Annotated in this window: 13 protein-coding genes; 4 read left to right on the forward strand and 9 right to left on the reverse strand. The window is 74.2% G+C overall.

Going from position 1 to position 12,859, the window contains the following annotated elements; translation table 11 throughout:
- Positions 1-6: 6 nt before the first annotated feature.
- The 5 genes from ACFWJB_RS02380 to ACFWJB_RS02400 all read right to left on the reverse strand — a co-directional run bounded on the left by ACFWJB_RS02380 (position 7) and on the right by ACFWJB_RS02400 (position 4,954).
- Positions 7-1,998: a copper resistance CopC/CopD family protein gene (locus ACFWJB_RS02380; RefSeq protein ID WP_386919755.1), complete on the reverse strand. Its 1,992-nt coding sequence runs from the start codon at positions 1,996-1,998 to the stop codon at positions 7-9.
- Between the two features lie 13 nt (positions 1,999-2,011).
- Positions 2,012-2,446, reverse strand: coding sequence for a copper chaperone PCu(A)C (locus ACFWJB_RS02385; RefSeq protein ID WP_385459291.1), 435 nt, complete (start codon positions 2,444-2,446; stop codon positions 2,012-2,014).
- A 29-nt stretch (positions 2,447-2,475) separates the two neighbouring features.
- On the reverse strand, positions 2,476-3,126 hold the full coding sequence (locus ACFWJB_RS02390; protein ID WP_386919757.1) for an SCO family protein: 651 nt from the start codon (positions 3,124-3,126) through the stop codon (positions 2,476-2,478).
- Positions 3,127-3,210: 84 nt separating this feature from the next.
- Positions 3,211-3,957 carry a YcnI family protein gene (locus ACFWJB_RS02395; RefSeq protein ID WP_386919759.1) on the reverse strand — a complete coding sequence of 249 codons (747 nt, stop codon included), beginning with the start codon at positions 3,955-3,957 and terminating at the stop codon, positions 3,211-3,213.
- 157 nt (positions 3,958-4,114) lie between these two features.
- Positions 4,115-4,954 (reverse strand): hypothetical protein, encoded by an 840-nt coding sequence (locus ACFWJB_RS02400; RefSeq protein WP_386919761.1) that lies wholly within the window; start codon positions 4,952-4,954, stop codon positions 4,115-4,117.
- A gap of 221 nt (positions 4,955-5,175) precedes the next feature.
- Here ACFWJB_RS02400 and ACFWJB_RS02405 point away from each other — a divergent pair, with 221 nt between their 5' ends.
- Positions 5,176-5,631 carry an ATP-binding protein gene (locus ACFWJB_RS02405; protein ID WP_385472857.1) on the forward strand — a complete coding sequence of 152 codons (456 nt, stop codon included), beginning with the start codon at positions 5,176-5,178 and terminating at the stop codon, positions 5,629-5,631.
- Positions 5,632-5,734: 103 nt separating this feature from the next.
- Here ACFWJB_RS02405 and ACFWJB_RS02410 read toward each other — a convergent pair whose 3' ends face one another.
- The gene (locus ACFWJB_RS02410; RefSeq protein WP_385472860.1) at positions 5,735-7,192 is read right to left on the reverse strand and encodes an aminopeptidase P family protein; all 1,458 of its coding nucleotides are present in this window, start codon (positions 7,190-7,192) and stop codon (positions 5,735-5,737) included.
- Positions 7,193-7,290: 98 nt separating this feature from the next.
- Complete coding sequence (locus ACFWJB_RS02415) at positions 7,291-8,700, reverse strand: PP2C family protein-serine/threonine phosphatase (protein WP_385472862.1); 1,410 nt, start codon at positions 8,698-8,700, stop codon at positions 7,291-7,293.
- A gap of 618 nt (positions 8,701-9,318) precedes the next feature.
- Here ACFWJB_RS02415 and ACFWJB_RS02420 point away from each other — a divergent pair.
- Together ACFWJB_RS02420 and ACFWJB_RS02425 are read left to right on the forward strand one after the other, a co-directional pair.
- On the forward strand, positions 9,319-9,984 hold the full coding sequence (locus ACFWJB_RS02420; protein ID WP_386919763.1) for a bifunctional DNA primase/polymerase: 666 nt from the start codon (positions 9,319-9,321) through the stop codon (positions 9,982-9,984).
- 56 nt (positions 9,985-10,040) lie between these two features.
- Positions 10,041-10,685 carry a hypothetical protein gene (locus ACFWJB_RS02425; protein ID WP_386919765.1) on the forward strand — a complete coding sequence of 215 codons (645 nt, stop codon included), beginning with the start codon at positions 10,041-10,043 and terminating at the stop codon, positions 10,683-10,685.
- A gap of 256 nt (positions 10,686-10,941) precedes the next feature.
- On the opposite strand, the gene ACFWJB_RS02430 is transcribed toward ACFWJB_RS02425, so the two are convergent.
- Positions 10,942-11,907 (reverse strand): DUF5926 family protein, encoded by a 966-nt coding sequence (locus ACFWJB_RS02430; RefSeq protein ID WP_385470408.1) that lies wholly within the window; start codon positions 11,905-11,907, stop codon positions 10,942-10,944.
- Between the two features lie 251 nt (positions 11,908-12,158).
- Complete coding sequence (locus ACFWJB_RS02435; protein WP_385470406.1) at positions 12,159-12,710, reverse strand: ATP-binding protein; 552 nt, start codon at positions 12,708-12,710, stop codon at positions 12,159-12,161.
- Between ACFWJB_RS02435 and ACFWJB_RS02440 the strand changes: the two genes are divergently transcribed.
- Positions 12,667-12,792, forward strand: coding sequence for a hypothetical protein (locus ACFWJB_RS02440; protein ID WP_385470410.1), 126 nt, complete (start codon positions 12,667-12,669; stop codon positions 12,790-12,792). The two genes, ACFWJB_RS02435 and ACFWJB_RS02440, sit on opposite strands and share 44 nt — an antisense overlap.
- Positions 12,793-12,859 lie beyond the last annotated feature (67 nt).

Below are 12,859 nucleotides of genomic sequence, written 5' to 3' on the forward strand. Positions count from 1 at the left end.
TGCGGTTCAGCCGATCTGCGCGTTCTTGGAGATGGTCACCTGGTCGATGTCGGACGTGCGTACGGTGACGGCGACCTTCCAGTCGCCGGCCATCGGAAGCTGCACGCCGCTCGCCGACCAGTGTCCGGTGGTGATGTGTTCGGGGACGACGGGCAGGGGGCCGAGGTCCTTTGCCTCCAGCGTGAAGGCGATCTTGACCTCGGGGAGGTCGACGGCACGGCCGTCGGGGTCCTCGACATAGAGGTGCAGGTCGTTGTCGCCGACCCGGGCGGGATCGAGCTCGACCCGTACGACGCCCTTGCCGTTCGCGCTTCCGGTGTCGAAGGGCATGTCCAGGGTCACGGCGCCGGACGCCGCGGCGGACGAGGAGGCGGAGGACCGGCCGGCGGCCTGCGCTTCCTGCTCGGTGCGTCCGGGCTCGGTCTGGGTCAGCACGGTGGTGACGGCGAGCAGGACGACGGCGATGCCCGCCTCGGCGAGCACGGACCGGCGCAGGCCGAGGCGGTGGGGGTCGGCGTCCCGCAGCCGCTTCCGGCGGGCGGTGTCCATGGCGGCCCGCTGCCGGGCGAGCTGGGCGGCGCGCCGGGAGTCCCCGGGCTTCTCCGGCGCCGCCCCGGAGGCCTTCGGCGCGGCCGTCGCCCCGGAGCCGCCGGAGTCCTTCGACGTCCCCGACGTCTTCGCCCCTGCGGAGGCGTCCGCCGTCTCCTTCCCGCGGCCGCCGGCCACGGAGACCCGCTCCTTCTCCCGCCGCGGCGCGTCGGCGGACGTCGTCCCGGCCAGCTGTGCGGTCCATCGGCGCGAGAAGTACGCGACGCCGACCAGCACCGCCACGAGAGCGATCTTGGCGAGGAGCAGCTGCCCGTAGCGCGTGTCGGTGAACGCGGACCAGGAGCCGAGCTGGCGCCAGGACTGGTAGACACCGGTCACCACGAGCGCGACCACGCTGCCGAAGGCGATGCGTGAGAAGCGGCGCACGGCGGACGCGGGGACGGGGGCGTCGGAGGGTGCCCGGTACAGGGCGACGATCAGGGCGGCGAGTCCACCGAGCCAGCCGGCGACGGCCAGCAGGTGGACGACGTCGACCGGCATGGCGAGGCCCGCCTGGAGGCCGACGGAGGCGTGCTCGGACAGCGCCCAGGTCGCCGCGAGCCCGGCGGCCACGACGGTCCCGCCGGCCGCGAGTCCGAAGGTGAGGTCCCGCTTCTCCTCGTCCTGGCGCTTGTCGTAGGCGCCGAAGAGCACGGCGATGAACAGGGCCGCCGCCGCGAGCAGCAGCAGCCGGGAGACCAGCGAGGCGCCGCTCCTGGTCTGCAGGACCTCACCGAGCAGGCCCAGGTCGAAGACGTCGCCGAGCTTCCCCGAGCCGGTGTAGGAGCCGCGCAGCAGAAGCAGCAGGAGGGTGGCGGCGGTCAGCGCGAGCCACCCGGAGACGACGAGCCGCTGCAGGGGCCGCACGCCGGACCCGCGAGGCCAGCAGGCGAGGACGAAGGCGGCGCCGCCGGCCAGGACGACGAACCCGGCGTAGGACACGTACCGTCCGAGGCCGTAGAGCAGGCCGACCGCGCCGCCGCCCGCTTCCTGTCCGCCGACCGCCACGGTGGTCCGGGAGGGGGCGCCGACGGAGAAGGTGTAGGCGCCGGAGACCGGGTGGCTGTCGGCGGAGACGACCTGGTAGGCGACGGTGTAGGTGCCGTCGGGCAGGCCCGCGTGCAGTTTCACGGCGTACGTCGTGCCGCTCGTGCCGGCGGGGCGGCCGTCGTCGACGCGCCGGCCCTGGGGGTCGAGGACGCGCAGCGAGTCGTCGCCGAGCGAGACGGCTTCGGAGAAGGTGAGCGACACCTGGGCCGGGGCCCGGTCGACCACCGCCCCCTGCTGGGGATCGCTGCCGGTCAGCGCGGCGTGCGCGGAGGCCGGGCCGGCGGCGGCGAACAGCGCGCAGACCGCGGCCAGGAGCAGCAGCACCAGGGTCCGCACGCGCGGGGCGGTGGTCTGCGTCAAGGTGGTCCCTCCCTCAGTGTCCGGTGTGTCCGGCGGTGGGCCGGTACGTGGCCGGCTTCACCGGCACCTCGACCGTGACGGGGCCGGAGTGGGCGAAGTGGAGCTCGATGGAGACCGTCTCACCCTGTTCGGGCCGGTGCTTCAGCTTTTCGAACATCAGGTGGTTGCCGCCGCTCTCGAGGACGAGCTCGCCGTGGGCGGGGACGGGCAGGCGGTCGACCTCCTTCATGGCGCCGCCGACGGTCTCGTGGACAGTGACCTCGCCCACCGCGCTCGTGACGGACGTGAGCGCGTCGTCGGCGCCGCCCTTGTTGGTGATGGTGAGGAACCCGGCGGCCATGGTGTCGGAGACGGGCTGCGGTATGTAGGCCGCGCCGACGGACAGTTCGGCGGCCGAGGACGCGTCGGAGCCGTCGCCGCAGCCCGTGAGGACCAGGGCGCCGATCATCGCCGCGGCGGCCAGGACGGGACGGCCCGTCACGGGTTCTCCCCCTTGATCAGCTCGGGGAGGTCCTCGGTGTAGTCGTCGACGGTGGCGTCCTCCCCGTACAGGACGTAGCCGGCGTCGGTCTTCGGGGAGAAGGCGATGACCTGGGTGCCGTGCGTCGAGACGACGTTGCCGTCCTTGTCCTTGGTCGGCGGGTCGATGGAGATGCCCAGGGTGCGGGCGCCGGCCTGGACGGTGTCGAAGTCGCCGGTCAGGCCGACGATCTGGGGGTCGATGCCCTGGAGCCACTTGCCGAGCGCGGCGGGGGTGTCCCGCTCGGGGTCGGTGGTGACGAACACGATGCGCAGCTTGTCCTGTTCGGCCTGGGGGAGCTGCTTCTTGGCCACCGCGACGTTGTTCATGGTCAGCGGGCACACGTCGGGGCAGTGGGTGTAGCCGAAGTAGACCAGGGTGGGTTTGCCGGCGGTCTGCTCGCGCAGGTCGTACTGCTTGCCCCGGGTGTCGGTCAGGACCAGGTCCGGCTTGTCGAACGGCCTGTCGAGGACGGTGGCCGCCTGCTTGCCGGTGTCCTCGGAGACCACGGTGACGGGCTTGTCGCCGTCGCCGTCGCTGCCGCAGGCGGAGAGGGTCAGGGTGGCGGCGGCGAGCAGCGCCGCCGCGGCGAAGGTCTTCTTGCGCATAGAGATATGTCCCAGATGTGATGTGCTCCGGTGCGCGCCGGGGTCCGCGGACGGAGCCCCGGCGCACACCGGCGGGGGGTGCTGTTACGCCGTCGCGCCGGTGTCCCGGCGGCGGCCGGCGAGGACGCCGTAGGCGACGCCCGCGGCGCCGACCACGATGCCGACGACGCCGAGGACGCGGGCGGTGGTGTCGCTGTCGTCGCCGGAGCCGGTGGAGGCGCCGGCCGCGGTCTTCGGTGCGGCGGACTCGGTGTCGGTGCCGGCCTTCGCGCCCGCCGCGCCGTGGGAGTCGCCCTCGGCGGCGGTCAGTTCGAGCACGGGCGCCGGGTTGTCGGGCTCCTCCTGGCCCTCCTGCGGCACCTCGATCCAGCGCACGACCTCCTTGTTGGAGTACGTCTGGATCGCCTTGAAGACCAGCTGGTCGGTGTCCTCGGGCAGCGCGCCGACGGACAGCGGGAACTTCTGGAAGTAGCCGGGCTCGATGCCCTTGCCCTCGGCGGTCCAGGTCACCTTGGAGACGGCCTCGGTGAGCTTCTCGCCGTGCGACTCCAGCGGCTTGTCCAGCGTGGACCGGGTCACCTCGACCTTCCAGCCGGCGACCGGCTGCGGCATCACGGACGCCAGCGGGTGGTCGGCGGGGATGGTGACCTCCAGCTTGGTGGTGGAGGCGTTGTCACGCTCGTTGGGGACCTTGAAGGCGACGACCGCGTAGCCGCCCTTGGCGGCCGGGCCCTCCGGCTGGACGCTGACGTGCGCGAAGGCGGGGGCGGACAGGGCGAGGACGGCGATGCCGGCCGCGGAGGCGGCGGCGGTGATACGGGAAACCTTCATGAACGGAGTACTCCGCTTCGTGTGATGACCGGCGGGAAGCCGGTCGGGAGTGACGAGAGGGATGCGCGCACGCGCGCGTGCCGCACGACGGCGGCCCCTGCTCCGTCACCCGGGCCGTGAGGCGGAAGCGGGTGGGGCGGTCGGTGGTCGCGTCGTGTCAGGCGGCGAGGGCGAAGGCGCTCGGCGGACCCCGTCTGATCACCGTGTGCTGGAGGGCGCTGGTGCGCGGCCGCGCCGGCACGAGCAGCGCGGTGCGCGGCGGACGCGGACCCGTGCGCGGCGCGCCCGCGAGCCCGCGGTGCAGGGCCCGCACCAGTGCGAGCGCCGCCCGCAGGGCGCGGACGAACGCTCCCTCGGCCATCGACTGGGCCGAGTGTGCCGACAGCGCGACGAGCCGCGCCACGGCCAGGTCCCCGCGCCGCAGCAGCCAGCCGGCGGCGAGTGCCGCGAGGACGTGGCCGAGGAGCATCGGCAGGGACGGCAGCAGTGGGGCGGCGGAGCCGGCGGCGCCGGCCAGGGCGTCCGCCGGGTGATGGGCCGCGCCCGGGTGGGCGCCGGAGGCCGGTGCGAGCCGCGCGTCGGTGAGGATCCGCTGGGCCTGCGCCGGGCTGATCGCCGCGGCGGTGGTCCCGCACACCAGGCGGGCGGCCTGCTGGACCAGCGAGGCGTCGGACAGCGGGCCCGGCCCACCGGGCGCCGCCGTGGTGACCGCCGCGGCTCCGTGCTGGCCCAGCCCGAACACGGTGTGCAGGGCGGTCTGGCCGACCGCGAGCAGCACCGCGATGCCGGGAAGTGACCGTTCGCGCCCGGCGAGGGGCACGGCGACCACGACCGCCCCGAGGAATCCCGCGCCCAGCGACCACAGGGGGACGGTGGCGCAGGAGGCCAGCGTGTGCCCCGCCGCGGCCAGCACGACGCAGACCGCGGCGAACACCGCGGCCCGCAGGATCCGGAGATCGATCCCGGAGCGCGCCGTAGGCGGGTGGGGGGCAGTCATGGCGCGCTCATCATCGCACTGGCGGCACCCGCGCCGTACGGCAGGTCCGCAAGATGCCGTACGACCGGATGGTCACTCCTGGTGCGAGCCGCCCCACATACACCGTTCGCCGGGGAGGTCGCGTCCGCCGTACGGGCGGTCCGATGCGCACACTGCGCTTACGCCCGGGCACGAGGGGCAATACGTAACGGTATGTCGAGCCGCGGCCGGGAGGCTGGAGCATGAGCATCTGGTGGTCACTCCATCTGCGGCGCGAGGCTGCGAGCGTGCCCCTGGCCCGGCGCCTGCTGCTCGGCACGATGGAGACCGCGGGCGTCGACCCCGACATCTCCTTCGACCTCTCCGTCGCCCTCAGCGAGGCCTGCGCCAACGCCGTCGAGCACGGCGGTGACGCCGGGCCCGGCAGCGACTCGGCCGCGTACCGCGTCACCGCCTACCTGGACGGCGAGCGGTGCCGCATCGAGGTCGCGGACACGGGCCCCGGCTTCGACGCGGAAGTGCCCGTCCGGCCGGCGGGCGCGGCGCCCGCCGACGCCGAGCACGGGCGCGGCCTGTGCCTCATCCGGGAGCTCGCCGACCACGTGCACTTCGGCGGCACGCCGGGCCGGGCGGGGGCCGTGGTGAGCTTCGACAAGCTCCTCAAGTGGCGCAAGGACGCACCGCTGATCGCGGTGTGACGGGCCGTGGGTGCCAGCGGTCGCCGAGCCGGCCGACGGCGAGGCCCCCCGGGTACGTCGATGGCCGGGTACCCGGTGCGGTACCCGGCCATCTGGCCGAAGGTCAGCCCTTCAGCGAAGCCATCCACGCCTCGACCTCGTCCGACCGGCGCGGCAGGCCGGCGGACAGGTTCCGGTTGCCGTCCTCGGTGACGAGGATGTCGTCCTCGATGCGGACGCCGACGCCCCGGTACTCCTCGGGCACGGTCAGGTCGTCGGCCTGGAAGTACAGGCCGGGCTCGACGGTGAGGACCATGCCGGGCTCCAGGGTGCCGTCCACGTAGGACTCCACGCGCGCCGCGGCGCAGTCGTGGACGTCCAGGCCGAGCATGTGGCCGGTGCCGTGCAGCGTCCAGCGGCGCTGGAGGCCCAGCTCCAGCACCCGCTCGACCGGGCCCTCGACCAGGCCCCACTCGACGAGCCGCTCGGTCAGCACGCGCTGGGCGGCGTCGTGGAAGTCGCGGTACTTGGCACCCGGCCTCACCGCCGCGATGCCGGCCTCCTGGGCGTCGTACACGGCGTCGTAGATCTTCTTCTGGAGCTCGCTGTACGTGCCGTTGACCGGCAGCGTGCGCGTGACGTCCGCGGTGTAGTACGTGTGCGTCTCCACGCCCGCGTCGAGCAGCAGCAGGTCGCCGGAGCGGACCGGGCCGTCGTTGCGTACCCAGTGCAGGGTGCAGGCGTGCGGGCCGGCGGCGGCGATGGTGCCGTAGCCGACGTCGTTGCCCTCCACCCGCGCGCGGAGGAAGAAGGTGCCCTCTATGTAGCGCTCGCTGGTCGCCTCGGCCTTGTCGAGGACCTTCACGACGTCCTCGAAGCCGCGGACGGTGGAGTCGACGGCCTTCTGCAGCTCGCCGATCTCGAACTCGTCCTTGACGAGGCGGGCCTCGGAGAGGAAGACGCGCAGCTCCTCGTCGCGCTCGGCGGTGACCTTGTCGGTCAGCGCCGCCTCGATGCCGGCGTCGTGGCCGCGCACGACGCGCACCGGGCCGGTGGCCTCGCGCAGCCGGCCGGCGAGTTCGCGCACGTCGGAGGCGGGGATGCCGTACAGCTTCTCCGCCTCGGTGAGGGAGTGGCGGCGCCCGACCCACAGTTCGCCCTGGCCGTCCAGCCAGAACTCGCCGTTCTCGCGGTCGGAGCGCGGCAGCAGGTAGATCGTCGCGGCGTGGCCGTCGCCCTCGGGCTCCAGGACCAGGACGCCGTCCTCCGTCTGGTTGCCGGTCAGGTAGGCGTACTCGACGGACGCGCGGAAGGAGTACTCGGTGTCGTTCGAGCGGGTCTTCAGGTTGCCCGCGGGGATCACCAGGCGCTCACCCGGGAAGCGGGCGGAGAGCGCGGAGCGCCGGGCGGCGGTCTCGGCGGCCTGGGCGATCGGCCGCAGGTCGTGCAGCTCGGTGTCGGCCCAGCCGGACTTCATGCTCTCGGCCAGCTCGTCGGACACGCCCGGGTACAGGCCGTTCTTGCGCTGCTTGATCGGCTCGTCGGCCTCGTCCGGGGTCTCCGGGGTGAGCTCCTCCGCCACGGTCATCCTCCTTGTTACGGCACTGGACCACCCCCCATCGTACGGTCGTACGGAAGGGGGCCCAGGGCCGAAGGACCTGTTACACCGTGCGCCGGCCCTCACTGGTCGAAGCGGACCGCCAGCAGCACCACGTCCTCCTCGGAGTCCGCCTCGTCCGCGCCGTCGGGCAGCACCGTGCGCAGCACGTGGTCGGCGACGGCGTCCGGGTCGTGGCGCTTGGCCCGCGGTACGCCGGCCGCCGCGGCGTGCAGGCGGGCGAAGGCGCGGTCGATCGGGTCGCCGGTGCGGTGCAGCAGGCCGTCGGTGTAGAGCAGAACCGTCTCGCCGGGCTCGGCCTGGAGCTCCACGCTCGGCGCCTCCCAGCAGGCGAGCATGCCCAGCGGCGCGGAGACGGAGGTCTCCACGAACTCCGTGCGCCGCTCGCCGATCAGCAGCGGCGGGCTGTGTCCGGCGCCGGCCAGGGTGATCCGGCGCAGCGCCGGCTCGCAGTAGCCGAACAGGGCGGTGGCCGAGCGGGCGGGCTCGGTGAGCCGCAGCAGCAGCTCCAGGTCGGACAGGACCGCGACCGGGTCCTCGCCCTCCATCACGGCGTACGCCCGCAGGGACGCGCGCAGCCGTCCGGTGGCGGCCACCGCGCTGGGGCCGGAACCGGTGACGGAGCCGACGGCCAGGCCGAGCGCGGCGTCCGGCAGCGGCAGGGCGTCGTACCAGTCGCCGCCACCGTGGGGGCCGGTGCGGCGGCGGGCGGCGAGCCGCACGCCGGGCACCCGGGGCAGGCGGGAGGGCAGCAGCTCCTCCGCCATGGTCGCCATGCACGCGCGGGTGCGCTCGGTCTCCAGGAGCCGGGCCAGGTGCTCGGCGGCGTACCGCGCGTACAGCCCGGCGAGGTGCCGCATCCGCTCGCGCGGCTCGGCGGGCTCGTCGTAGAGCCACACGGCGGCCCCGAGGCGGCCGGCACGCTCGGTGGACAGGGGGAGGGCGTAGCTGGCGGCGTACCCGAGGCGGGCGGCGACCTCGCGGTGGCGCGGGTCGAGGCCCTCCTCGGCGAACAGGTCGGGCTCGGCGATCCCGCCCTCGGCGACGGGCAGGCCCTCCAGGATCCGCCCGTACGCCAGCGAGCTGCGCGGCACCGTCTCGATGTGGCCGAGGTCGGCGCGGGCCAGCCCGAGGCCGGTGGTGCTGTCCGGGCCGAGCCCGTCGGCCGGCTCCATGACGACGAGACCGCGCCGGGCGCCCACCAGGGCGGCACCGGCGCGGAGCAGTTCCTGGAGCGCCTCGGCGAGGGAGTCCGTGCGGGCGAGACGCTCGGTCAGCTCGTGCAGGGTCGTCAGGTCGGACACCCAGCCGGCGAGCCGGTCCTGCAGGAGCGCGCCCGGCGGATCAGGCGTGCCCGGGTCGTTCGGCGGGGCGGCCGGGGAGGTGCCCGCGGCGGCGGGCGCGACAGTGTGGGCGGGGGACGGCACGGTTGAATCGATTCCGGCCACTTTCGCAGGGTGCGGGGCGTTCATGGCGTCCGGCTTTCCGACCGGTGCTTACTGCTCAAAAGCATCGCAAACCCCCATGTCATTCTGCGCCGCCGGCAGTGCCTCCACATGTACACGCACTCGTAAGGAGATGTCCAGCATTGTCCTGCCGGGATTCCTGGTGTCCGTGGGGTGCGAGCGGCCTTCCGTCCGAACCCTTGCGCAAAAGCCAAGTTGGCTTGAAACTGCCCCGGAGGACGTCTTGTTGCGGTCTTCTGGGGGTGCTCCACGGAGCGTCACAGCGGTCGTGATGGGTACGTACTCGGTGAAGGCCAGGGGTGGCTGGGGGCCACCCGGAACCTGGCGGCGGACCCGGGCGTCCTATCCACCGACGACCGTGCCCCATCCTCCCGTGGCGGAGGCGGAGAGAACTACGCGGGACGGCAAACGCCAGACTTCGCCACCCCGCGCCACGCCCATGCTTCCGATGGACGCAGTATGGACGCGAACCGCCGCGGACGCAGTCGAAGCCCGTCCCACAGGGGTCCCCCTGCCCGCGGCAGGGGTGTGATGCGCCACCAGCTACGCACAGCGAAGTGATCGACACATGATGTGAGACGACCACGGTGTTGCCAGGCGTGCAACGGAAAGGAACGAGCGCTCATGCGCGAGATCCTCGGAAGGCGACGCAGGCTGCTGTCCCGGCGGGGCGACGGGCGGCCTGAGCTGATCGGCGCGGCCCTGACCTACGCGACACAGTGGCGGTGGCCCGTCCTCCCGGGCGTGGCGCCGGACCCGCAGGCGCGCTCGCGCTGCGGCTGCCCCGACCCCGAGTGCACGGTGCCGGGCGCGCACCCCTTCGACCCCGGCCTCCTCGCCGCCTCCACCGACGAGCGGATGGTGCGCTGGTGGTGGACCAACCGGCCGGCGGCGCCGATCGTCCTGGCCACCGGGGGCAGCGCCCCGTGCGCCGTCTCCCTGCCCGCCCTGCCGGCCGCCCACGCCCTGGCCGCGATGGACCGCGCGGGCCTGCGACTCGGCCCGGTCGTCGCCTCGCCGGCCCGCTGGGCGCTGCTGGTCCGGCCGTACTCCATGGAGCAGCTGGGCGAGCTGCTCTACGCCAAGGACTTCGTCCCCGGCTCCCTGCGCTTCCACGGCGAGGGCGGCTACCTCGCCCTGCCTCCGTCGGAGACCGGCCGGGGCGCCGTCCGCTGGGAGCGCGCGCCGCTGCCCGGCTCGGCCTCGCCCTGGGTGCCCGACGTGGAGGCCGTTGTGGACGCGGTGGTCGACGCCCTCACCCGTACGGGTGTGAGCGCCCCCGAGTTGTAGGGGTGTCGGGCGCGGGCGCGGGCCGGCGCCCGCCCGGGGTCGTTATCGTCCGCTCCATGCCGCTTCATGCTGGGGAGCACCGTGCCGCGAGGCCGCGCCGCGGTGGATCGCACCGCCACCGGACCGGCCGCCGGGTCCGTCTGTACGGTCTGGCCGGCGTCGTGGTCTGCGCGGTCGTGCTGCCGTTCGCCGTGGCCTCCGGGGGGCCCGTGGCCGACGGGGGGAAGGACGGGCGGTCCCCGGGCACACGCCTGTCCGCGCGGGGCGGTGACGGCAAGGCGCCCGCACGGGCCGGCGGCGACCCCGTGCCGGCCGCGTCCGATCCCGCCCGCGGCACGCTGCCGCTCGGCCTGGCCACCGCGGTGCGCTGCGGCCCCGGACTCACCTCGCCCGAAGGGGTCGAGGCGCAGACCTGTGTGCTGACGCAGGGGACCGGGACCTGGGCGCGGACCTACTACCGCAACGCGACCGGCGAGGCGCTGGAAGCCGTGCTGAGTCTCCTGGGGCCCGGCGGCCGCAGCCTCGGCACGCGCTGTGCCGTGGGCGCCGAGGACGCGCCGGGCATGTGCGAGACATCCCGTGCGCGGATGCGGGGCGAGCCGGCCGATTACAGCGCGGTCGCGGAGTTCGCGGCCCGGGCCGGTCACGGACCGCCGCTGCTGCGCACCGGCAGCAACTTGCCGACGCGAAGCGCCCGTTGACGGGGCGGCCGTACCGCCCGGCTGTCGCGGCGCATGGAAAGACCCGGTTGCTGGCGACGGGGGATGCACCAGCAACCGGGCTACCCGAACGGTAACAAGAGATCGGCTGTTAGCAAATTCGATCTCTTGTTTTCCGGTCACCGACTGGCGTGCCACCACTGGGAGTTGTGACTGGAGTCACCTCTCCCGCGCCCCTGGTCCGGCTGACCGGTCGGTCAGCCGGACGGGAGGCCGGCGCCGTGCGCCGGCCGCGGCCTCAGCTGAGGGTGACCTGCCGGTTGGTCAGGCCGCCGCGCGCCCGGCGCTCGTCGGGCGTGAGCGGGGCGTCCGTGGCCAGTGCCTCGGCGAGACGCTCGGCGAACTCGGCCGCGGGCTTCTCCACGTCCTCGGCGGTGACCCCGCTCGGCAGGTCCCAGACCGGCACCGTGAGTCCGTGAGCACGGAAGGAACCCACCAGCCGGGTGCCCTCGCCGAGGCTCGACCGGCCCGCCGCGTGCAGCCGGGCCAGAGCGTCCAGAAGCCGCTCCTCCTCGTGCGGCATGACCCACCGCAGGTGGTTCTTCTCCGGCGTCTCGCACCAGTAGGCGGCGTCCACGCCCTGGAGCCGGACGGTCGGGATGGCCGCGGCGTTGGCCCGCTCCAGGGAGGCGGTCACCTCCGGCGTGGCGTTCTCCGGGTCCGGGACCCAGAACTCGAAGCCCTCGTGCACGACCGGCTCGAAGGCACCGTCGGGCGCGAGCAGGTCCTGCAGCCGCGGACCGTCGGCCGGCGCGCGACGCCCCTGCACGGGCGTGCCCGGCGCGGCGGTCAGGGCCCGCTGGAGGGTGTCCGCGAGGTCGCGGCTGATGTCGCCCGACGCCGTGTCGTTCTGCAGGCCGAGCAGCACCGAGCCGTCGTCGCGGCGCAGGGCCGGCCAGGCCATCGGCAGCACCGTGGCCAGCGTGACCGACGGGACGCCCTCGGGCAGGCCGTCCTTCAGCGTCAGTCCGGCCGTGGCGGCCGGCACCAGCTCGCGCAGCGCCACCCAGTCGCACTCGCCGGGCAGCCCTTCGAACGGGCGCTGCACCAGCGCGGTCGTGGCCTGCGCGGCGGCGCGGCCGTGGCAGGCCTTGTAGCGGCGGCCGCTGCCGCAGGGGCAGGGCTCGCGGGCGCCGACGACCGGGACCTCTCCGTCGGTGAGCTGGGGCCGCTTGGCCTTCGTCTGGAGTCGCTTCTTGGCCATCGTGGGTGTCTCCCGGTTACGGCTCTACTCGTACGGGCGCGAGCCTAGCCGTTCGCGCCCCGGCCGACGGGACCCTGTGGACGACGGGCCGCGTGTGGACAACTCCCCCGGCGCGCCGCGCCGGGAGCCTCCCCGCGGGAGGGAACCGCGCGCACGCCTCCCGCGGCGGCGGCACGCACCTCGCGGCCGTGCGCCGCCCGGTCCGTGCGCCGCCCGGTCCGTGCGCCGCCCGGCCCGTGCGCCGCCGGCGGTCAGCCCACGTCGTCGAACGCGTCCGCGAAGCCCAGTCCGGGCATCCGGGACACCACCGGTGCCGCGACCCGCGTGGCGAAGTCGTCGCGCCGGTGCCCCGCGTCCGGATCGTGCACGTCGTCGTGGACGACGACCCAGACCGTGACCTCTCCGCACGCCCCGTCCCGCACGCCCCAGTCGTCGGCGAGCGCCGTGATGATGTTCAGTCCGCGTCCGCCGTGCGCGGTGACCGACGGTGTCGCCGGGGCCGGCCGCGTCGGACCGCCGCCGTCCGTGACCTCCACGAGGAGCCGGCCACGCGCGTCCACCTGCCACGCGGCGCGGACGTCACCGTCCCCGGCCAGGGCTTCGCCCAGCGGACGTCCGTGCTTGCACGCATTGCTGAGCAGTTCGGAAAGGACCAGTACTGCGTCGTCGATGACCGATTCCGCCACACCACCGCTGCGCAGCTGCTCGCGCATCCGGTGCCGTGCTTTCCCCACGCCCGCAGGGCCATGGGGAACGGCCATGCTCGACGACGTGGGCACCTCCTGTGCCACCACCAACGCCACCCCCGAGACCTCCTTCGCCCCACGCCACGGTGTGGATGCCCTTCTGGCCTGTACCGGAAACCGGCCGGTCTCCGCCCAGTGACGCATTCGACACGGTCGAACACGCACCGAACGCGCCGGAGCACTCCCCGTAGTCGCGTGGCTTGATT

Source organism: Streptomyces sp. NPDC127100, assembly GCF_042724095.1.
Classification (GTDB): domain Bacteria; phylum Actinomycetota; class Actinomycetes; order Streptomycetales; family Streptomycetaceae; genus Streptomyces.